A 24,012-nucleotide genomic window follows, 5' to 3' on the forward strand; every position below is an offset into this window, starting at 1 on the left:
TGTATATGTTATCTGAAGATAAAACTACGGTTCAGTTGAGCGCACTTTATAACGAAAGTTTTTTTAGAGATATATTTGATGGAATTGATTTTATGTCATTCGATAGTATTACGGGCGTGTTCAAAAAAGTGAAAACTTCTGATCAGAATAATTTGAGGTTGGCAATCGCTTTTCGCTCAGTGAACGACAAAATTCCATTTGCACAACAACGCAAACTTGGTGATTTTGAGCATGTAATTTATCTGCCAAATCAATTTTCTCGGAAAGTCGCGGAGTTAGATGCACATGCTGGCGACGACATTCAGGAGCTGGCGAAGCGGGCGCTTGGATTGAAAAAATAATCAATCCAAAATTTACTAAGATTATTGAATGGAAAGGAATAGATTGGCATGGATTACCAAAAAGCCATGAAATATTTGCCCTTCACTAAAGGGGTATATGGTACCGGTAATAATACGAGTGCACATGATGTCCTAGGTGCGAATAAAGTTGAGATGAGTTTTACGGTCAAGCGTTGATTCTGGCTGTGTTTATCTTGAAAGATGATTAGGGGCAATTGAGAAAGATTCGCGAAGTAGTTAAGTAAGCGGCGTGGTGGAAAAATTGGATTAAACGGATTTTAGATTTTGAGATTGAGGAAATAAAAATGAAATGGAATTTGTTGAAAAATATGGTGAAGCGAAGCCGTTTGGTTGGCTGTATGCGATTTTCTTTGAATTTGATTTTTGTTTGTTTTGTGATACTGAGTTTAAGTTCGCATGCACAATCGCTACAAAAAATCAGTAGCTCTAAAGCTGTTGAAGTGGATACGAAGTTAAGTGAAGTTAAAGAGCGACAAAAATTGGAACAGAGTTATCGTAGTTGCCCTAGTGGTTATTACAACGGCCCAAGATTGGGACGTGTGCGTTATACCAAGGATCCTTGGATATGGGTGGTTACGCCAGAGTTCGCTAGAAGATATTGTATGCCAGAAGCTTTTATTGATCCCGAATTAAAAGGTGCAGAGGCTGTAGCGGTCAAAATCCGTGAAGAGCAAGACGAAGAGATTTGTGGATGGGGAGATCGAGTTGAAGTGTGTAATAAAGCAAGGTCTTTGCGATTTGAGATTTATATCAAAGGTGAGGTCAGGTTACCAAAAGAAAATGACCTTCCTTTTTATACGATTGATTCCTTACCCAGTGCGCGACTAATTTCGAGCACTCAAGATGAAATGGATAAGGTAGTGAAAAAATACAAGCAAAATCCAAAGCCAGGAGTTAAACGTATTTTTCAGAGAACTCAAGTGGGGCTATATGTGTTGAGTAAAGATAGAGCTATGATTCAATTGAGTGAGATTTATAACAAGAGTTTCTTTAGAGATTTATTTGACGGTGTAGATTTTATGGCGTTCGATAGTATTACTCGAACCACTAAAGACATAAAAACTGAAGGTGGAAATGTAGTTAATCTGCTGATCGCTTTCCGTCCAGTGAACGACAAAATTCCGTATACGCAGAAACGCAAACTTGGTGATTTTGAACACGTTATTTATCTGCCAAATTCATTTACTCGCAAAGTTGCCGAGTTAGATGCGCGTGCTGGTGACGACATTCAGGAGCTGGCGAAGCAGGCGCTTGGATTGAAAAAATAATCAATCCAAAATTTACTAAGATTATTGAATGGAAAGGGATAGATTGCCATGGATTACCAAAAAGTTCTAAAATATTTGCCCTTCACTAAAGGGGTATATGGTACTGGTAACAATACAAGTGCACTCAATATAGGTACATTTACTACTGTTGATATCCTAGGTGCAAATAAAGCCGAGGTGGGTTTTATGGGGGCACTGTATAAGGATGCTTCCGGTAAGTATGTTATGTCATTGGCAGGAACGAATGATCTAAAAATTAATGGTGATTTAGGTGCTGATGGAATTTTGGCCATACAAGAATATGTGGGGGCATGGCATCCGGAATTTCAGGCGGCTTTGAATTTTGCAAAAAATGTAATCATATTTATTTCAGGTGAGTTGGAAGACAAGCTCGGAAGAACTCCTACAATAAATGAAATCCGTGAAAAATTGGAAGTAACAGGGCATTCATTAGGTGGTGCCATGGCAGAGTTAGTGGCGAAGGTTTATGGGTTAGGCGGCCTAAATCTCGACGGACCCGGAGCTGTCACACTTGCTACTTTGCCTGAAGTCTCGGCATATAGACGAGAAATACAAACGATTATTCCCGACCTTGCTGATAACTATGAACTTGGAGGCACAATCGAATTTTCAGCCGAAGCATACTCTGTTGTTGGTATGGCAGCACCACATCATTCTGGTATGAAGTTTGATTATTTGCCAAGTGCGTTCTTGGCATTTAATGCAGCAATTGATTTAGCCGCATATTCGATTGGTGGTATCAATCTTCCATCTCTTTTGCTAGGGCTTACCACAGTCGGTACTGATGCCGGTTTATATCACCCAAGCGGAAGTATTTTGACTTTGGTCGAACGACAAATATCTTTAGTGGATACATCTCAATTACCAACGATATCATTTGGTATTTTTTCGAATGCTAAGAATCTCGAATTCTACCGTGAAAATAGTGCTAGCCCTACCGCATATGCCACAGCATTAGAATGGTATGCTCAGGTTTTAGCATCTAATGTCGCAGATGGATTATCACCGCATGGCGCTATGATCAATGGGGGTGGTCAAGTAATTAATGGAGTGATGGTTTATGCGACGCGAGAGCAAGGGGCAAATAGGATAGTTGAGCGAACATTGCCAGTTGATCCGTTGACAGGATTGCCTATTGGGACTAATCCGACCATAAGTGAGTTCGTCGTTACTGCGGAAGGACAAGTTGGCATTGTCGACGGAGATAGTATTAAATTTATTACTCGGGTTACAAGTTCAATAGGACAGGGGCATATTGAAACTGCAGGAGTGGGAATTACTACGCTTAAAAGCGATGGTGCAACTTTTGATGCAGTTTTTTCAAATGTTGGTTCTGGTCACGTGAGCTTTAATGCAGATTCTGCAAAGTATTTTTCGGGTGGTGAAGACATCCTGTCTTTTAAGGCTGACATTGCTGATCGTATTAATTTTAGTGGTGATTTTTACTCGTCTATTCCGAATGCAAATGTCACAGTAACTATTGATGAAAATGATGTCGAGGTGAAGACGTATACCTTTGAGAAGAATAATAAGGTAGAGGTTTATACGATAAAACGCAATTTAGAAACTGGGGAAGTGGAATTTTCATCTGGGAGCCAAACGGAGACCAAATTTTCAGCCACGTACTCGAAGGTTAACCAAAATGAATTTGTTAGATTGCGAACAAATATTGAGAATATCGAATTTAGTGCAAAATTGGTTTCTGATGGTAAAGGCGGCCTTAAATTTCTTTCAGTTGATGAAATAGATGGTGATCCGGTTGCTGACCAAAATCTTTTGGTTGAAGCGCTCAATGCTTCCAAATTTAATCCATTTTTTACAAATGACGATACTTCAATTTTTAATATGTTCGTATTTTCAGGGCAAAATACCCTAGATAAATTAAAGAAAATTCGCGAAGATAACTCATCCGGGAACTGGTGGAATGACCCCGACGTCCAAAAAATTGGTAACTCCCTATCCAGCATCCAAAATCTAATCGCGGCATTAAAGAGTGGTAATAGCTTAGGTGTCGCAACCGCATCTGCAAACTTGGCGACGATATGGTCTGATGGTGCGACCTCTGGTGTGAGTGACGCCCTCAATGCGTGGGGGGATGTCGTTAGCTTGAAAGCCGCGTTGAAACGTGGCGATCATACCTCGGTCTTAAAAAGTGGCCTTAGCCTGTCAAACAGTGTACTCAAGGTTTACCGTGCCCTCCTAGAGGATGAAGTAAAGCAAATTGCTTCGACCGCCGGACAAGCAGCAGCAAAAGCTTCACAAGCAAGTACCGATCTCGCTAATGTAACTAGTGCGATGGACAATATTAATACCATCATTTCGGTCATTAATATCATTTCTGATCTAAAAGAAGAGAATTATCTAGAGGTGATCGCCTCAATCGCCGCTTTAATGGGCTACCCTGTCATTGGTTGGGTACTGTCGGTAGGGAAGATACTTGCCGCCTTAATTGAACCAGACAAAATTTATTACGCCAAGTTAACATTGGGTCGTGCCAGTGATGGAACGTTTAGTTATAACTTTAATTCCGCGACAGATAAAGAGGCAAAGGCTTCAACAGAAGCCATGATGAAGGGGCTGTTGACACCCTTGCAAGAGATGCTCACGCATTTACCAGATGCGCGAATGATCGTTGATCGTATGCCTGTACTTGAGCTTGATCGTAAAAAGAGCGATACCTGGTTTTTAACGTACGAGGACGCAAGTACTGGACAAACAATGCGCTCGTACTTTGATGCGAAGGGACGCTTGTTATCGACCGGAACGCTCGCACAGCAAATTCAAGCAATTGATTCGGATGATTTTTTTAAGGACATCGGTCAGTTATTTATTGATGCCACCTTTAAAGCTGGTGCGATTGCACCAGTATGGGAGGCGGATAGTATTGCTGAGAAAAATCGAGTACGTCAAGGGATCGTTGAGAGCGCGAGGGAGCGTTGGGAGGCTAGAAGAACTAACGGTAATCGATTTGTCGCACCCGAAAACAATACAACGTTGAATTCAGTAGGATGGGCAAAGCATGATGGCCACTTGATTCTTGGAGCTGTCACTGGGCCAACCCAAGTTCTACGCCCGATTGTATTAGATCTGAATGGCGATGGAATTAAACTATTGAGTCGCGATGATGGCTACGGAGTTCTGTTTGATGTTGACAACGATGGCTACGCAGAAGAAACCGATTGGATTGATGCGCATGATGGTATTTTGGTGTCAGATTACGATGCCAATGGCGTCATCGATACTGGTACCGAACTGTTTAATAACATCAATATTGATGCGTTGAAACGTGGTTTGTTAGGCTTGAAAGAGTTCGATAACAATTGGGATATGTACATTAGTGCTGATGAGGCTCAGTTTTCAAAGCTTCGTGTTTGGCGTGACTTAAATCTCGATGGTATTGCAAGCCCACATGAATTAAAAACCATGAGCGAGCTGGGCATCAGTATGTTGAATTTGAGGAATGGTACGTTTATTCGAAATGGCGTGACGCATCAGTTGGGACAAGTCGCTCTGACTGCAGATTCTCAAGGCGTACTGACCGACATGTTTGACAATGTTCTGGTCGTGACCAATGAAGATGGTTCAGTCGAAACATTTGCGGCGGCGGTAGAGGATCAGACAAAATTGAGTTCAGCGGGTATCCATTTCGCCAAGAGTAGTGATGAAAAAATGATGGCTGGATATGACCGGATAAATGCAGTGGAAGATACGGCGATCATCGTTAATGCCGCGCAGCTACTTCTAAATGATGGCATTGTTGCGGTTGGTCTTGATCATGCTTCATTGAAAATTACTGCATTGAAAGACCCGGTCAATGGCAGCGTTTCTTATGAACCCGAGACTGGAAAAATCATATTCACGCCAACGGCAAATTTTACTGGTGATGGATATTTTAGTTATACCTTATCTGATGGTAGTGACCGTACTGCAGAGGGCATAGTACGCGTCAAAGTGCTTGCCGTGAATGATTTACCGGTTATCGAAAATCAGATTCTCTCCAATATCGTTCGTGAAGTTACTGGCAAAGTAAGTGCTCATGATGTTGAAAGTGGAACAGAGCTTACTTATACCATCGCACATCAAGGTTTGTACGGCAATGTGACCATAGATGCGACTACAGGTGCATGGACCTATACGCGTAATGCGGATGAGATGTCGGTGACTGGTGGATTCAAGCCGGATGCATTTGCGGTGAAAGTAACTGATAAAGACGGCGGAAGCAGCCTGTTAAAGATTCTGCCGTATAACGTTAGTCCGCAATCGACTACGCAGGTCAAGGCTGTTTCTAGTCCTACGACTCAAGAGGGTTCTGCATTGGATTTCAATGTTGTGTTGTCAGAGCCTACGAAAGATGTGACAGAGGTGACGCTGACCCCCGAGGATAAGAGCGCGCAGTTTAATGTTGATACTGGTGCGGGGGCTGTTTCGTTTGATGGGGGCGTATCTTATGCGCCATTTTCGGGTAATAAGGTGCAGGTACCTCAGGGGATTGTGACCTTTACGGTGAGATATCTCACCGTAACTGATGCCATTGCAGAAAGTTCAGAGAACCTAGTATTACGTGTGGCTACGCAGTTGAATACGACACCTGTTTTGGGTACGGGAACGATTGCTGAAAAGTCGGTATTTAGCATTCAGGGGGCAACAAGTGTTGCGGAGTCTGCCGGCAGTGTTGAATATATAGTGTCGTTGAGTCAAGCTAGTAGTAAGCCCAGTTCCGTTCGAATACATAGTGTCAGTAATAGTGCTGGCAATGCAGACTATATAGGATTAGTGTCACAGGTCATTACTTTCTTGCCGGGAGAGACCAGCAAAAAAGTCGTTGTTGGGATCAACCAAGATCGTTTGGTAGAAGGTTCAGAGTCTTTTGGTTTAATTCTGTCAGAGCCGATAGGTGAAGCCTTAATCGGAACGCCTGATTTGCAAGTATTGATCGTCGATGATGATGGGGGAAATCCAGGAGGAGAGCCCGGACCAGATTCAGGTTCAGGCTCAGGCAGACATGGTAACGGCCCAACAGGGGCTGGCCAGGCTGGCTTATCGGGAGCGGTTCAACCGCGTCGAGATCCTCTGGCTCTGGATCTAGATGGTGACGGTATTGAGACGAATAATACGGGGGGGAACGGGCAACCGATTCTCTTCGATCACGATGCTGATGGCGTTAAAACTGGCACTGGCTGGTTACGACCAGATGACGCTTGGCTAGCATTAGATATTAATGGTAATGGGAAGATTGATAATGGTCGCGAATTATTTGGTGTTGATACGCTATTGAAAAGCGGTACGTTTGCACAAAATGGCTTTGCTGCTTTGGCCGATAACGATGTAAATTTGGATGGAAAAATTGATCAGCTCGATCCAATCTTTGCCAACTTGAAAGTTTGGCGAGACCTTAATCAAGATGGCATTAGTCAAGTCAACGAATTAAGTAGTTTGGCACAGAATAAGATAGCGTCAATTTCTTTGGGGGCAAGGCAAGAATTTATAAACTTAGGGAATGGCAATGTACAAACGGCAGCGGGATCATTTACCCGTGAAGACGGGAGTGTTCAAGCTGCCGTTGAATTAAGTTCGACCATTGTTAATCTTGACCTACTTCAGAATACATTTTTTAGTGAGTTTGTTGACGCATTGCCTCTTGACGAAGATATCTTGGCGCTGCCAAATCTTAGTGGAAGCGGACGAGTGCGGGATTTGTCTGAAGCTATCGCTTTGTCAGGGCAACTTGGACTACTTGTTTACGATTATTCAGTAAAGACAAATCGGGTAGATCAGATTGCTATGCTCGATGATTTTGTAAGTCTATGGGCTTCGACTTCGACTTTTAAATCATTGCAAGAACAAGCCACGGCTTTAGCTGGTGCAGGAGTATCTGTAAACTATGCGCTTCCAATTGCGGCAGGTACGCCTGAGTATTTGAGCTTTTTGAAGAAAATTCAAATAGTTGAGAAGTTCATGGGGTTTACTTATGGCACCTCCACTGGCGGCGTGAGAACGACGGCGCTGGATGCCTCTGCCGGAGTATTTACGGTGAGTTTAGCACGAGATCAGGTGGCTAATATTCAGTTGGCCTATGATCGGTTTAAATCCTATATTTATGAGTCGTTATTATTCAAAACCATTTACCGTGATTTTCTTTCGATTGAGATTAAGAAATTACCTAATGGCGACTATGACGTGTCTGGTATAGAGAAATATTTTGATTCCAGTTTTGCGTCCGACCCCAATGCCGCAATCAAGTTGATTGAAATTATTGGTGCATGGGGTTTAAAGAATGCTCAATTAGTTGGGTGGGATGTTCAAGCCTATTTGCATAAGAAATATTCAGTTGCATCAAATCATGAAGCTTTTGAAATGGAGACTAAGGACTGGTATGCAAAGTTGTTTGGTGTAACAGAAACAGATTATAGAGCGATCTCTGAAAATAACTTTATTGTAGGAAATTCTAAAAATAATTCTATTCAGTTAAGTGGAGGAGAAAATTCGGCGTTTGGAGCGGGTGGAGATGACACACTTTTTGGATCGGTTGGAGGTGACATTCTCGATGGCGGTGATGGCATTGATCTTCTTCTGGGGTACGGTGGCAACGATACTTTATATGGAGGGGCGGGAAATGATCGCTTAGTCGGTGGCGATGGAAGTGACGTCTATATTTTCTCAAGGGGGGATGGGCTAGATAGCATTGATAATGAAGACGCCGATATGGTTGGTGTCAATCCCGATATGATTTCTTTCGGTGCAAATATTCTTCTGTCCGATATATCTTTTAGTCGGACGTATGACGATCTCGTGATGAAAATAAAGGGAACAGCGGATCAACTGATTGTAAACCGATATTTTGCGCAAAATGTTACGAGTTCTGCCGCAGTCGAGATAATTAAATTTTCTGATGGCACTTTGCTTGGTATTGCGGATATTAAGAATCTATTGTTGCAACCGACTGACGATAGCGACAGGTTGGTTGGGTACGACTCAGACGACATTATCTTTGGTGGGGCGGGCAATGATTACCTCTTTGGCGGCAATGGGAGTGACGTGCTGACTGGTGGTAGTGGGGCGGATATTTTGGCCGGAGAAAGTGGCAATGATAGATTATTTGGTGACGATGGGAACGATACGCTTTCCGGCGGAGACGGGAATGATAATCTTGAGGGCGGTGATGGAAACGATTCGCTCTATGGACAAGACGGTGATGACTTTCTAAAAGGTGGGTTGGGTGATGATTTTATTGATGGTGGTGTAGGGCACGACATTTATAGCTACGATTTAAATTCTGGTAACGATACATTTACTAGTCGACCAGATAGCCTACTGCAATTTGGCGAAGGTATTTTGGCGTCGAATGTAACTGTAAGAAATGATGGATATAGTAATTTAATTTTATCCTTTAACGGTAGCGCGAATATATTGACGATTGGCAATTATTTCCTCGCGAACCCAAATGAGTGGGCATTTTCTGCCATTAAATTTGCCACAGGAGAGGTGTGGCGTTATACCGATATCAAAGCAAAATCATTAGTGGATGCCAGAACACAAGGGGATGACCTTATTTTTGGCACTAGCGATAATGAAATTATTAGTGGTGATGCAGGGAATGATCGTATTTATGGACGTGCTGGCAATGACACGATTGATGGCGGTATTGGTGATGATTTTCTAGATGGAGGCACAGGTAGTGATGTCTATAAATTCGGAAGACATTCTGGCAATGATATCGTTTGGGATATTACATCATGGCAGGACAACACGTTACCTGCGCAGAATATCGACACCATTTTGCTTGATGCGGGAATTACGCTATCTGACATAAAATTATCTGTAGAAGGTCAGCAAGATTTGCTAGTTCACATATTGGGTACTGCGGCGACTCTTAGAATTAAAAATTATTATTTTGGCGGTGAAGTATCTAGTGATACGGTGGAGAGGATTCAGTTTGCAAATGGCACGGTTTGGGGAATGTCAGAAATTAATGCGCAATTAAATAAGGCGACTGAATTGAGCGACATTCTTTATGGAACCGCCGTCAATGATACCGTAGATGGTTTAGGTGGCTCTGATCAAATTTACGGTAAAGATGGAAATGACACTCTCTTTGGCGGTGTAGGAAGTGATTTCCTTTATGGAGAAAATGGCGATGACACGTTAAGTGGTGGTGCAGATGCAGATTATCTGAGTGGAGGTGATGGAGGAGATACACTCAATGGTGATGATGGCGATGATTCATTATATGGAGACGCGGGTAATGACGTTTTGAACGGTGGCAATGGGAATGACTACCTTTACGGAGAGAATGGTTCTGATTCCTATAAATTTGGTAGAGATTCTGGATACGACACACTTTTTGAGCGTGGTGAGAGTGGTGCTGATGTTGATGTCATTTTATTCGATGCTGGAATTGCGCCAACTGACATCACCGCGTCTCGTTTGGGTAATACTGATTTGGTGCTCAGGATTAATGGTAGTGAAAGTAAATTAGAAATACGTGATTATTTTCAGCCGAATTATGTCGATGCAAGTTACGTTCGTGCTATCGAAAAAATTCAATTTTCTGACGGTACCATTTGGGATTACGAAACCGTAAAAGCTTTGATGCTCAAAGGCACGCCTGGGTACGATAACATTATTGGATTTAGTACTGATGATCTGTTAAATGGTGGATTAGGAAATGATAGCTTGGCCGGTGGCGCCGGTTCGGATACCTATAAATTCGACTTGAATTTTGGTGATGACGTCATTTTTGAAGAACCAAGTGCGGACGCCAATAGAATTATCTTTGGTGCGGGCATTCTGCCTGGCGACATTCTTGTTGGTCGTGATTTTAATGCGAATGATTTGTGGATGGCCTATAAGGATACCTCTAATATTATTCACGTGAAGAATTATTTTTCAAATGAATTGAATGCCGAGGTTATTTCGACTATCAAATTTGCTGATAATACGATATGGAGTTTTAATGATATTAAGGCGAAAGTATTGATTGGTAATTCAAATAATCCTAATGCATATGTCACGGGCTTTGCGACGGACGACACGTTAAGTGGCGGCTCGGAGACAAATTATTTCAACGGTATGGGCGGATCTGATACTTATTTGTTTGGCCGCAATTCCGGTGACGATAATATTATTGAATCTGAAGATTTATTGCCGAGTGTTGACGTATTGTTGCTTGACGCAGGGATCACGCCAAATGATATTTTTGTGAAAGGAAGTGGCGTCAATTTGGAGTTAAGGATCAAAGGTGAATCATCAGTTTTACGTGTCGCTAATTTTTTTAACGAGTCATTCATTCAAAATGGATTCAATTCAAGTTCACTTGAAAAAATTCAATTTGCTGATGGCACTGTTTGGAATATTAATGAAGTAAAACGACGGGCGGTGCTTGGAACCGATGAAGCAGATATGATCATCGGATTGAGCGGAAATGATGTCATCGTCGGTGGTAAAGGTGATGATTATCTCGCTGGTAAGTCTGGCGACGATATTTACTTGTTCAATCGTGGTGATGGTATGGATGCCATCGAGAATCGTGATAGTGTCAATGCGATTGATACACTTAGATTCGGCGTGAATATACTTGAATCAGATGTAGTCGCGTATAAGACGATGTCAGGTGCGACAGGCAACCTTAATTTCAGGATTCGTGGATCCGATGATCAAATCATCATTTTGACTTATTACAGCCCGGATGAAACGATCAATGGGGAACTGACAAATGCCAAGATTGATCTCGTCGAATTTAGTGATGGCGTTAAGTGGGATGCTTCGAAGATTCAATTGGCTGTCGAAAACAGTTTGACTAATCATGCGCCGACCATTGGCACCGTACTACCTGCGACTGTCTCCGCCGCAGCGAATACGTTGTTCAAGTTTGTTGTTCCCGTCAATGCTATGGTTGATACAGATCCTAGTGATAGTATTAGGTATAGCTTCGATGATCCACAGAATGGTGTTTATTTGCCCGAAGGATGGTTTTTCGATCGAGTAACAAGAACGTTGTCTGCGCAACTTCCTAAAGATGCTTCTGGAAGTATGGCGCTGACATTGATTGCTAAAGATGATTATGGTGTTGCGACTACGCAATCGTTCACGCTCAATGTGACGCCTTATGTTAATCATGCACCAACATTAGTAACGGCAATTCCTGACCAAAATGTTCGGCCTAATGTGTCATTGAATTTTGTGATTCCTAGCAATACATTTGCAGATGTAGATTTTGGTGATGTATTAACTTATAAAGCGACGCTATCAAATGGAAGCGCTTTACCATCATGGTTGAAATTTGATGCAGTAAACAAGGTCTTCACTGGAAGTTCAGGTGTACTTGGAACTACAAGTGTTAAGGTTACTGCGAAGGATCAAAGCAATGCCACTGTCTCTGATGTATTTGATATTGTTATTGGCGTGCCAAATCAGACTTTAGTTGGAACGGCGGACGCTGATACACTTATTGGTGATCTAGGTAATGACATACTGACTGGCTTGACAGGTAACGATGCCTTATCTGGAGCAGGGGGGAATGATGTTTATATCTTCAATCGTGGTGATGGGCAAGATACGATTGATAACCTTGACCTATTGACCGCGACAGATACATTACGTTTTGCAACCGGGATTATTGATACTGATGTGCTGGCATTCAAGTCCGGTAATCATCTAGCGTTCAAATTAAAGAACAGTACCGATCAAGTCGTCATTAGTAATTACTACGCGGCTAACACCACCATCAACGGACAAGCAGCCGATTACAAAATCGATAAAGTTGAATTCTCTAATGCGGTCAGTTGGAGTCAAACCATGATACAAACCATGGTGGATCGTGCTACGAATAATAAGGCACCTACTTTGGGAACCGCCGTATCGAATCAAATCAGCAAAGTCAATATGGCTTATAGTTTTACCGTGCCTGCCAATACCATTGTCGATACGGATGTGGGCGACAGTGTTACGTATAGTCTGAAGATGCAAGATGGCTCGGCGTTACCAAGTTGGTTGAGCTTTAATGCGACGACACGTGTGATCTCGGGTACACCCGCTGTGAGCAATTTAGGTACGTTAAGTTTGACCTTGTGGGGCACCGATAATTACGGTTTAGCCTTAGGTCAAAACCTTACCATGACCGTCAATCCTGCTAATCGTGCACCCGTCTTGGCTGTCGCTTTGCCTGATCAGACTGCCACTCAAAGCACCGCATTTACTTATACGATCCCTAGCAGCAGTTTTACCGATCCGGATGCTGGCGATACCTTAAGCTATAGCGCCACTTTAGCCGATGGTTCTGTTTTGCCCGTTTGGTTGAGTTTTAATGCGACGACCCGTGTGTTTAGTGGTACGCCGACCAGCGCAGGTACAATCAGCGTCAAAGTCACAGCTAAAGATGCGGGTAATCTCAGTGTCTCTGATGTGTTCGATGTGGTCATCAACGTCGCTAATCTAACGCTCACAGGCACCAGCGGAGCTGATACGTTAGTAGGCGGCGCAGGTAATGACACCTTAAGCGGATTAGCTGGGAACGATAAGCTCACCGGCAACGCTGGTAACGATGTCCTAGATGGCGGCGCAGGCACAGACACCCTGATCGGTGGTTTAGGTGATGACACCTATGTGGTCGATGTTGCCACCGATGTCGTCACAGAAAACTTGAACGAAGGTATCGATACCGTCAAGAGTGGCGTTACCTTGACGTTACCTGCGAATGTCGAAAATCTCATTCTCACCGGGACTACCGCCATCAACGGCACAGGCAATGCATTATCCAACACTATTACAGGCAACAGCGCCATCAATACCTTAGACGGTGGTGCCGGTGCTGATACTTTAATTGGCGGTGCAGGCAACGACATTTACGTGATCGACAATATCGGCGACCTCATTACCGAAAACAGTGGAGAAGGCACCGATCAAGTCAATAGTAGTGTGTCGTACACGCTCGCTGCCAACGTAGAAAATCTGACTTTGACCGGAACGACAAGCATTAACGGAACAGGCAATGCGTTGGCTAACATACTCACGGGGAACGCGGGCAACAATATCCTAGATGGCGGCGCTGGCGCGGATACCATGACAGGCGGCGCAGGGGACGACATCTATATCGTAGACAATACAGCAGACGTAGTCACTGAGGCGGTGAGTGCTGGTACTGACCTCGTGCAAAGTAGTATCAGCTACATTCTCGGCACCAACATAGAGAATCTCACCTTAACTGGCAGCGCAGCAATTAATGCCACGGGCAATACCGTGGCGAATATCCTAGTCGGTAATAGCGGCAATAATATTCTCGATGGCGGCACAGGTGCGGATACCATGTCGGGTGGTGCGGGTAACGATATCTACCTCATCGATAACGCTAGCGATGTTGCGACAGAAAATACGGGCGAAGGTAATGATCAAGTCAAATCCTCAGTGACCTACACACTGATCGCCAACCTAGAAGCTTTGCTACTGACCGGCACAACGGCCATCAACGGCACTGGCAACGCCCTAGATAATCTGTTGACGGGAAACGCTGCAAATAACATTTTAAATGGTGCTAGCGGTAACGACATTTTGCAAGGCGTCGCAGGCGACGATACCTTGACCGACACTGCCGGCAATAATATCTTCGATGGCGGAGCAGGAATCGACGTCATTACCGCCGGCGTTGGCAATGACTTCATCGTCGGTGGCGTTGGTAACGATACGATTACGACGAGTACCGGAGCCGATGTGATCGCCTTTAATCGCGGAGACGGGATGGATGTTGTCAACGCCAGCACAGGTAAAGACAACACGCTATCGCTAGGCAAAGGGATTAAATACGCCGACTTATTGTTCAAGAAATCGGGCAATGACCTGATCTTAGTCACAGGCACGAGTGAACAGGTCACGATGAAAGACTGGTACGCCAACGTCAACAATCACAGCATCGCCAATTTACAGGTAGTGATTGAAGGCACGACGGACTATAACGCTGCATCGACTAATAAACTGAATAACAAAAAAATTGAGCAATTCAATTTTGATGGTTTGGTGACCAAGTTTGATCAGGCCAGAGCGGCGAATTCTTCATTGACCAGTTGGGCATTGTCTGCGTCGTTGTTGGAGTTTTATTTGAACAGTAGCGACACTGCTGCAATGGGTGGTGACCTTGCTTATCAATATGCGAAAATGGGCAACTTGTCCGGCTTCACGATGGCCCCTGCATTAAATCTCGTGTCAAATGCACAGTTTGGAACAGTGAACCAAACCTTGCAGCCTGTTGCTAATTTGAAGGATGCGACGGTTAGTTTGGTTTGATTTTGATTGAATCCGTAGATTGCTTCGTTTTATCGAGGCGATCTACGGAGTGAAACTTTGTCGTTTTTGAATTAAATGGGCAAGCAGAGTTTCGATATCTAAAACTGCTAATTTTTTCAAATTGCATCGCAGTAATCTAAATAATCAGATCAATGCAGTATTATTTTTTCATGAAAATTACTCTCAAATAAACGTATTTAGAAAAGATTTTGGAAAGTTTTATGTGAATACACAATCAAGCTAGGATTAAAATAAACGCTTTTAGTTAATCTGGAGCTTGCATGTTGCCCGTCAAAATAATGTTACCTCGCGACCTGTGTCGCTGGTTTTTAGCAATGCTGGCAGTAGGCGCTTTGCTTAGCTTGGCAGCCTGCGGTGGCAATCAGGAAGCTGGAAACAAGACCGTATTCGCTGCTATGCCGCCACAGGCAGCGCCTGCTATGACCGATGTGCAGATTGTTAATGGTAAGCGGGAAAACTATACTGTTTCAAAAATTAGTATTGGCTACATCATCACGGATATGCAAAATAATAGCGATATCGTAGTCGCCAAAAATAAAAAACAATTACGCTTTACTGACCTTACGGTGAATCTTGAAATCGGCGATTTAAGTACGCAAGTCAATGCAAATCAATTGCGTTCAATTATCGATTTGTATGTGGCATTTTTTAATCGTGTGCCGGATGCGGATGGTTTAGCTTACTGGTTGCAACAACTGAAAGCGGGTACTAGTTTAGATCAAATTTCAAATAGCTTCTATCGCGCCGCCATTCTCTATTCAGCGCAGACAGGTTATTCGTCTGAGATGAGCAATCAAGAATTTGTAAAGATTATTTATAAGAACGTTTTGGGGCGGTCGGGTAGTTTTGCACCGAGCGATGCGGAAGTGAATTATTGGGCCGGAGAGTTGGTGCGTGGCGTCAGTAAAGGGAGCATGATACAAGCGATGTTGAACTCCGCACGAACTTTCTATAACGATCCCAAATGGAGTTTTGTTCCTGCCTTACTAGACGGTAAATTACAGGTCGCAAAGTATTTTGCAGTGGAACATGGCTTGACTTATATCAGCCCTGAAGACTCCATCGTCAAGACAATGGCGATTGCCGCGGCAGTGACGCCATCGGATACGAACAATGCACGTGCCTTGGTTCCGGTGAAAGACCTTACAACCAATCTCGCAGCAGCCCCGAGCTTTGAGAATGTTGCTGGAATTTGTACCCCAGCCGCAGAACGAGCCTGGGCGCGTGGGCACTTAGATGATGTCTATCTCTGGTACAAAGACATCGCAGAAACGCCACAAAATAAACTCATGGATGCTTCTATTTATTTTGATAGCTTGTTAGTGCGGTCTAAGGATAGATTTAGTTTCGCGATACCTCAAAAGGAAATCGATGATTACTTTCAATCGGGTACCAGCTTTAGTTACGGCTATTCCTTGCAGCGTGAGGGGACACGTTTGCGGGTTCTTTTTGTTCAACCAGGGTCTCCAGCTGATTTAGCTGGCCTGAAACGTGGTGCTACTATTGCCAGCGTAGACAATACGTCGTTAGCGCAGCCTGCCAATGATGATCAATATGCGGCGCTATATCCAAGCAAGGCCGAAACCCATACATTTAGCATTGTTGACTTGGATGGCATTACTGCACGTAATGTGCAAATGACGGCAGCCTCGATTGTCGACTCGCCTGTGCTTGAGTCTAAGATTTTGGTCGATCAAGGGCGAAAGATTGGTTACATAATGTTTAACGATCATATCCGCACAGCTGAGCAAGCACTAATCAATTCAATCAACTCTTTCCGTGAAGCGAGAGTGAATGATGTGGTACTCGATGTTCGCTATAACGGCGGAGGGTATCTCTATATAGCGAATGAATTGTCCGCCATGATAGGCGGGTACAGGACTGCCGGCCACATCTTTGAAACTCTGACGTCTAACGATAAATATCAACAAAATGCTGACGAGTCCACCTCGTGGTTTTATTCTTACGATACTAAGAGTCAAGTATTGCCATGGTTGAATCTGCCGCGTGTTTTTGTCTTGACCAGCAGCCGTACCTGCTCTGCCAGCGAGTCGATCATTAACGGACTTTCACCGTTTTTAGAAGTGATCATCATTGGAGAAAACACATGTGGAAAACCATATGGTTTCTTTCAAACAAATAATTGCAATACTGCTTATTTCGCAATTGCTTTTTCTGGTGTGAACGAACTTGGTAAAGGCGATTACGTTAATGGATTCGCACCAACATGTCAGGTTGCCGATGATCTCGATCATTTATTAGGCGATCCGAATGAAAGGCGATTGAGTGCTGCTTTGCATTACGCAAGGACGGGTAATTGTCCAGCCCCTTCAGGTTTTAGCCGCCTGGCGATGCCACCGTCACAAGCGGGCGAGCGCGATCCTTATCCATGGCGCAGGATTCGTTTAGTGCAATAAACGTAGGCCAGAATGAACGCGGAGTTTTGTCTCCTGCCAGTCTATGCACATCGCATATTCGTTGGAGAAGGTGAAGAATTGATAGCAACTTATCACCTTTGGTGAGATGTCTCTCTTGCTAATTAAAAAGTCGTTTCATTAAATTAAGGCCACTTATCGCGACTGTGTAAAAGTACGACGGTCGTGAGTTAGGGAAATAACTAGTTGTACTAAGATCTAAGAATTCGTGTAAATTCCAAGTTAAATGTGTGCACAAGTGCAATTTTATTTCTTGTGTTGATCAAATAGCATACTTCTCAATTCAATTGTGAGATGGAAAAAACAAGCTTTTCTATTCTTGGTTTGCTGTGCGTGGTCGCGCTGAATGAGGCGAGGGCAGATATTTTTCGCTGTACGAATGCGCAAGGTAGGGTAGTGACTTCTGATCGACCGATTCCAGAATGTGTCAATCGTGGCATGAAAGTGTACTCTAACACCGGAAGATTTAAGAATGATGTCGCCCCGCCTCTGAGCACAGAGGAAAAGCAAAAAAATGCCGCGGAAGCCGAACGCAAAAAGCGCGAAGAGTCGGAAGAGCAAGAACGTAAAAAAGAAGAACGTTACTTATTAGCGCACTACCAGAGTGAAGCAGATGTCGAAGCAGCTCGACAGCGCGCAGTGGATTCTCTCAAAGAGAAAAAACGACTGGCAACTGAGCAATTAGATAGCTTGAGTCAACTCATCACGGGTTTGCAAGATGAACTAAATAAATCAAAAAAGACGACGCGAGAATTTGATTCGATTCGGCAGCGTGCTGACGATTTGTCCGCAAACGTGAGTAATACCCGCAGAGCGATCGCCTTTTACGAACAAGAAATTACCCGTACAAATCGTGATTACGACGAGACGCTCAAGCGATATCGTACTATCGTCAGTCGATCTCGCCGTTAATCCCTTTTGCGTGGATTAACCGGCGCACTTTGAGTAAGCGTAACGCTATTTCCCTAGCCACCCAAGCCATCGCAACAAATTTGACTCGATGTACGTGAACGATAATCTTCGATGAACTCATCAAAGCTTCCCGTTTGTGAGGATTCCATGTTCGCTTGTTCGGCGATTGAATTGGCCGCCAATTCTTCAAAATATTGCATGGTTTTTTTATCCGGCGGATTGCTCTTAAAGTGTTCTGCGAAATGATGACTTTGCGCAAGGGCAAATTGCGAAAATGAATTCTGATGCTGGCGCATTTCCAGCAAAACACGTGCTGATGGTGTTAACGCGGGATCGTGTAATTTTTCACGTTGCAGAGCTAGGCTTTCTTGATGTTCTGTCGTATGACTTTGTTGATCAAGCAAAATCGCCAGCGGCAAGATTTTTTCGAGCAGGCTATCACCCCAATCACGTAAGCTGATTTTCTCGCCCTTATTCTGTAGCATCAAACCAGGCTGACGACCGTATTTTACTGTTAGTGAAAAATTGTCAGTGTTTTCTTCACCTTCAGCAGGATTGGTTGGATCGCTTTCTTCTAATGCGCAAAATAATAGGAATGCATCCAGAAAACGCGAAGTCGATAGATTAATCCCCAGTGCTTCAAACGGATCAACATCCATGCAGCGTACTTCTATATATTGCACACCACGGGCGCACAAAGCTTCGACTGGACGTTCACCACTCTTAATCACGCGTTTAGGACGTATGGTCGCGTAAAACTCATTTTCAATTTGCAGTACATTGCTATTGATTTGCATCCACTCGCCATCTTTTTTGATGCCCAAATCAGCATACGGTGGATATGGTTTGCGCACCGCTAAGGACAGGCTGCGCATGTAGTCGAGTAGGGTGTTGTAGGGCGCTACCAAGCCATCTTGCACATTATTTTGATATCCTAAATCACTCATGCGCAAACTAGTCGCGTAGGGTAAGTACAGTGTGTCGTCCGATAATGTTTCTAAGTTGTGCTGACGATCGCGCAAGAAACTCTTCGATAGCGCAGGTGAGGCACCAAACAAGTACATCAATAACCAACTATAGCGATGGAAATTTCGAATTAATGCGATGTAGCTTTCGGATTGAAAATCACGGCTGCTGCGAGTATCGCCTTCCGCCTGCGCGATGAGCTTCCACAAATTTTCAGACAAAGAATAGTTGTAGTGTATGCCCGCGATACATTGCATGCTCTTACCGTAGCGTAGCGCCAAGCCGCGACGATAGACATGTTTGACCATCCCTATATGTGAGGTGCCATACCAAGCGATAGGAATCGCTGCCTCAGAAGGTAACTCGCAAGGGATGGAATTATTCCATAGCATTTCACCCTCAAATTTGGTATAGCTAAAGCGATGGATAGCATCTAGCTTCTCTAATGCAATCGAAATATCTTGTTCTGCTGGCGTAATAAATTCCAGCAAGGATTCCGAATAATCGGTTGTGATCAAGGGATTGGTTAATGCTGAACCCAATGCCGGTGGATGTGGACTCAACATGAGTTTGCCGTGCGGATCTACGCGCAAAGTCTCTCGCTCGATACCACGCAAGCCTTGCTGTAACAGTGGCAGATTCTCCGGAGTATTGATTAATTCTAGACGTTGTTTGAGTAAATCACTGATAGGGCTAGTCAAGGTAAGCATCCTTTGCTTGTGATGTTCTGAGAATGTTTTGGCTTAGAAAAAAATACTTGCCAGAAAAAGTTTGCATAGCATAGCCGAAATTTCGAAAACGCATATTTTCCTCTCAAATTTTCGATTCGTGTGGACGCATAGAATTGTCTTGCGTTAGCGCAAATGTTGTCGCCAAAAGCGGCAAGATGGGGGAAGTTTTTCTCTGCATCGAAGCTGTTCGTAGTTGCTGGACATGACTCTTGTCCGAATCGCAAGAATTCGTTTTATTGCGCACACTCTGCACCAACTAGTTTAAGATCTCAGCTTCGTAAAAATAGCTAGCATAGCGGGATAGGATGTTGAATGAATAATGTATGTGGTTTGGATTTTGGTACATCAAATTCAACAGTAGGTTTTCATGATGGCAGTCAAGTTAGATTGCTGAATTTAGAAGACGATAAAGTGACTTTTCCGTCGGTCATTTTTTTTAATGCAGACTTAGATGAAGTCACTTATGGGCGCGCGGCCTTAACTTCGTATCTGGATGGATATGAAGGTCGTTTGATGCGTTCGATGAAGAGTTTGCTCGGTACTTCATTAATTGATGGACAAACCGAAGTGCAAGGGCGACGTCTGGCCTATAAACAATTGTTGACGCAATACATTACCGAGTTAAAGCAGCGCGCTGAATCGAACGCACAAACGCAGTTTGAACATGTGGTATTTGGGCGCCCGGTGTTCTTCATCGATGATAATCCGGCTGCGGATCAAAAAGCAGAGCAGACTCTGCGTGAAATCGCCGAAGATGCAGGATTCAAAGACATCGCATTTCAATTTGAACCGATTGCTGCGGCCCTAGACTATGAGTCGCGTCTGACCCAAGAAGAATTGGTTTTGGTGGTGGATATTGGCGGCGGTACTGCTGATTTTTCAGTGATCCGATTGGCGCCAGAACGCCGTCAAAAAATTGACCGGCAAGCTGACATCTTGAGTAATACGGGCGTGCACATCGGCGGTACCGATTTTGATAAGTATCTGAGTTTGCAACAATTGATGCCTTTGTTCGGCATGGGTGGCTTGCTCAGTAGCGGTATGGAAATGCCATCGGCGAATTACTTCAATTTGGCAACCTGGCATACCATCAATCTGGTGTATTCGCAAAAAGTGGTGCGTGAGATTTTAGACGTTTGTCGCGATATTAATGACCCGGAATTGCGTTATCGCTGCGAATGTTTCTTGCACCTGATCGATCAACGCGATGGCCATTGGCTGGCATTGAAGGCAGAAGAAGCAAAAATTCGTTTGAGTGATGCGGAATCTGTCGACATCGCGTTGGAGCGCATCCGAAGCCGCGACGTGCGCTCACAGCAACATGCGTTGAGCATGAATCGGACTCAATTAGATGCTGCAATTGCACCATTATTTGTACAATTAAATCAAACTATTCACAATGCGATTAGCAATGCCGGCGTTCAGCCTGCGCAGATCGATACGGTGTTTTTTACCGGCGGTGCGAGTGGTATTCGTGGCCTGCGACAAGACCTGAAAAGCCTGTTGCCGAATGCAAAAATGGTGCAAGGCGATGTATTTGGCAGTATCGGTGCGGGGCTCGCCTGGGATGCGCAACGACGATTTAGTTGATTTCAGGGAAACCCGTAGAAATGGAGCGTTGTTTTCTTTATTCTTTGTCGGGTTTTGTCCCTGAGTTAGCGCCACTTTGTTGTTGCATGGAAAGGTAGTTGCGATATACTGAAAGTACTTGTTACTGTGAGTTTCCATTGATTGGGGGCGGCATGTCAGAACACCTGGATGACGACGAGATACTGATCGAGGAAGACCTCGATACAGATGCTTTAGCAAATATCTCGCAACGTACTTGGAAAATCGCCATTGTTGATGATGACGAAGATGTGCATCGCGCTACGGAGTTTTCTCTGCTCGACGTAAAAATTCTGAATCGTCGCCTCGAATTCATCCACACCTATTCCAAAGCAGAAACTCACGAACGCTTTGCCGTTGAGTCAGACATCGCCGTAGTATTGCTGGATGTGGTCATGGAGACTGAGCATGCTGGTCTCGATCTGGTCTGTTTCATTCGCGATGAACTACAGTGGCGCGACACCCGCATTATCTTACGCACGGGGCAGCCAGGTTACGCACCAGAAGAAGATGCGATTCGTGACTACGATATCAATGATTACAAAACCAAGAATGAGCTGACGCGCAAGAAATTGCTGACGGCGCTCACTGCCGCGATCCGCTCTTACGATCAGTTACGCACGATAGAAGCCAGTCGGCGTGGCCTGCATCAAATTATTACTTCGAGTGCTGCCTTTTCTATGCAAGATGGCATCGAAGGTTTTGCCTCGGGCGTGATTACGCAAATTGCCGCCTTGTGTGGCGTCCCATCCGAAGGTCTTTTGTGCGCGCAATGTGATGAGGCGCTGCAATTCGATAATAGTTTTCGCTATAGCGTGATTGCGTCCGCCGGGCATTATCGCAGCCTGATGAATCGCCCTATCGATGAGATCGATAATCCGATTATTCGCGATTCTTTACGGCGCGCCTTGTCAGAGCGCATCTCCTTGTTCGAAGAACATAACATGACCTTGTATTTTTCGGGGCGTGGTAAGCGGGCGATCGCGGCATTCATAGAATTGCCCTATGCTCTATCGTCGATAGATCAACAACTGCTAGAAATATTTTGTTTTAATCTCGGCGTATGTCTCGATAATTTGGGCTTGGTCAGTCAGCTCAAGAGTTATGCCTTCCGTGATCAACTATTAATGCTGCCGAATCGCTTGCGCTTTATCGAGCAAATCGGTACTGCGATTGAAAACCGTACGCCGGATCAAATGGTGGTGTTAATCGATATAGATGACTTCGCAGAGATCAATGACGTATTGGGTCATCGTTATGGTGATTTGCTGTTGCGCGCAGTCGCCACTCGTTTGCAGAAGGCTTTGGGCGAACAAGCCTATCTGGCACGCATAGGCGGCGATGTGTTTGGCTTGCTCGGCAATAGCATGGTTTTGCAACCGGCAGATTTGCAGAAAATATTTGTCGACCCCTTCATTATTGACGACACGACCCATGCTGTTTCTATGTCGATGGGGATGGTGGCATTGGATTCCTATGCACAGTCGGGTGCAGATGTCTTGAAAGACGCCAGCATCGCCTTGAAGAGAACCAAGGGATATCAACGCGGCTCACATACTTTGTTCACGCGTGAAATGGGGATTGCGATTCGCGAACGTGCAATGTTGATGCAACACCTGCACAAAGCTTTTGATGCAGAGCGCCTGTATTTAATGTACCAGCCACAAGTTGAATTAATCAACCGCCGAGTGCTCGGATTTGAGGCCTTATTGCGCTGGCGCACTGATGATGGCCGTATGATACCGCCGACGGATTTTATTCCTTTGGCCGAACACTCTGGTTTGATTATTAGTTTAGGTGCATGGGTATTGCGTACCTCGTGTTTTATGATGCGACAGTTACTCGACAAAGGTTATCAATTAGAGCGTATTGCCGTGAATGTGTCGGTGATTCAATTCCGTCAGCCAGAATTTATTGAATTGGTGGAAAGTGCTTTGCGCGACAGTGGATTGCCAGCGCACTTTTTGGAATTGGAAATTACCGAATCGGTGACGATGAATGGTGCGGGCATGTTTGAAGAGTCACTCGCGCATCTGAAATCTTTGGGGATACAAATCGCGATTGATGACTTTGGTACCGGCTTTTCGTCTCTCAGTTATCTTGATAAATTGCCGGTTGATAGACTTAAAATTGATCGTGCATTTGTGATGCAAATCGATACCGCAGATGGACCAAGGATCGCCGAATTGATCACGCAATTAGGCAAGAAATTAGGTTTGAAAATTATCGCCGAAGGCATAGAAAGCGACTTGCATTGGAATGTATTACAGAAACTTGGCTGTGATGAAGGCCAAGGTTTTTTAATTGCACGACCAATGTTAGAAAGCGCCATCGAACCCTGGTTGCGTGATTGGAAAACAAGTTAGTGCTTGGCGTGATATCGCCGCATGTGACTCGCGGCGATGACTAATCGATG

At 44.3% G+C, this 24,012-nt stretch carries 8 protein-coding genes; 7 read left to right on the plus strand and 1 reads right to left on the minus strand.

Annotated features, from left to right (window positions below):
* Positions 1 to 92 precede the first annotated feature (92 nt).
* From H8K55_RS08770 to H8K55_RS08790, 5 genes are all read left to right on the plus strand, one after another.
* Positions 93 to 341 (plus strand): hypothetical protein, encoded by a 249-nt coding sequence (locus H8K55_RS08770; RefSeq protein ID WP_186941717.1) that lies wholly within the window; start codon positions 93 to 95, stop codon positions 339 to 341.
* Positions 342 to 646: 305 nt separating this feature from the next.
* The gene (locus H8K55_RS08775; protein WP_186941718.1) at positions 647 to 1,630 is read left to right on the plus strand and encodes a hypothetical protein; all 984 of its coding nucleotides are present in this window, start codon (positions 647 to 649) and stop codon (positions 1,628 to 1,630) included.
* A 48-nt stretch (positions 1,631 to 1,678) separates the two neighbouring features.
* Positions 1,679 to 14,923 carry a calcium-binding protein gene (locus H8K55_RS08780; protein WP_186941719.1) on the plus strand — a complete coding sequence of 4,415 codons (13,245 nt, stop codon included), beginning with the start codon at positions 1,679 to 1,681 and terminating at the stop codon, positions 14,921 to 14,923.
* 281 nt (positions 14,924 to 15,204) lie between these two features.
* The gene (locus tag H8K55_RS08785; RefSeq protein WP_186941720.1) at positions 15,205 to 17,361 is read left to right on the plus strand and encodes a DUF4214 domain-containing protein; all 2,157 of its coding nucleotides are present in this window, start codon (positions 15,205 to 15,207) and stop codon (positions 17,359 to 17,361) included.
* 312 nt (positions 17,362 to 17,673) lie between these two features.
* Positions 17,674 to 18,291 carry a DUF4124 domain-containing protein gene (locus H8K55_RS08790; protein ID WP_186941721.1) on the plus strand — a complete coding sequence of 206 codons (618 nt, stop codon included), beginning with the start codon at positions 17,674 to 17,676 and terminating at the stop codon, positions 18,289 to 18,291.
* 53 nt (positions 18,292 to 18,344) lie between these two features.
* Here the strand turns inward: H8K55_RS08790 and gshA are convergent, their stop codons facing one another.
* Positions 18,345 to 19,967 carry a glutamate--cysteine ligase gene (gene gshA / locus H8K55_RS08795; RefSeq protein ID WP_186941722.1) on the minus strand — a complete coding sequence of 541 codons (1,623 nt, stop codon included), beginning with the start codon at positions 19,965 to 19,967 and terminating at the stop codon, positions 18,345 to 18,347.
* A gap of 333 nt (positions 19,968 to 20,300) precedes the next feature.
* Between gshA and H8K55_RS08800 the strand changes: the two genes are divergently transcribed.
* Together H8K55_RS08800 and H8K55_RS08805 are read left to right on the plus strand one after the other, a co-directional pair.
* A complete protein-coding gene (locus tag H8K55_RS08800) occupies positions 20,301 to 21,578 on the plus strand; it encodes an Hsp70 family protein (RefSeq protein ID WP_186941723.1) in 1,278 nt (425 codons plus the stop codon).
* Positions 21,579 to 21,730: 152 nt separating this feature from the next.
* On the plus strand, positions 21,731 to 23,962 hold the full coding sequence (locus tag H8K55_RS08805; protein WP_186941724.1) for a bifunctional diguanylate cyclase/phosphodiesterase: 2,232 nt from the start codon (positions 21,731 to 21,733) through the stop codon (positions 23,960 to 23,962).
* The last annotated feature ends 50 nt before the right edge of the window (positions 23,963 to 24,012 follow it).

This window comes from Affinundibacterium flavidum, assembly GCF_014284175.1.
In the GTDB taxonomy this organism is placed as follows: Bacteria; Pseudomonadota; Gammaproteobacteria; order Burkholderiales; family Burkholderiaceae_D; genus Undibacterium; species Undibacterium flavidum.

Coding starts and splice junctions, on each gene's coding strand:
- H8K55_RS08770 (WP_186941717.1), top strand. CDS start 93: ATGTCATTCGATAGTATTACGGGCGTGTTCAAAAAAGTGAAAACTTCT.
- H8K55_RS08775 (WP_186941718.1), top strand. CDS start 647: ATGAAATGGAATTTGTTGAAAAATATGGTGAAGCGAAGCCGTTTGGTT.
- H8K55_RS08780 (WP_186941719.1), top strand. CDS start 1,679: ATGGATTACCAAAAAGTTCTAAAATATTTGCCCTTCACTAAAGGGGTA.
- H8K55_RS08785 (WP_186941720.1), top strand. CDS start 15,205: ATGTTGCCCGTCAAAATAATGTTACCTCGCGACCTGTGTCGCTGGTTT.
- H8K55_RS08790 (WP_186941721.1), top strand. CDS start 17,674: ATGGAAAAAACAAGCTTTTCTATTCTTGGTTTGCTGTGCGTGGTCGCG.
- gshA (WP_186941722.1), bottom strand. CDS start 19,967: ATGCTTACCTTGACTAGCCCTATCAGTGATTTACTCAAACAACGTCTA.
- H8K55_RS08800 (WP_186941723.1), top strand. CDS start 20,301: ATGAATAATGTATGTGGTTTGGATTTTGGTACATCAAATTCAACAGTA.
- H8K55_RS08805 (WP_186941724.1), top strand. CDS start 21,731: ATGTCAGAACACCTGGATGACGACGAGATACTGATCGAGGAAGACCTC.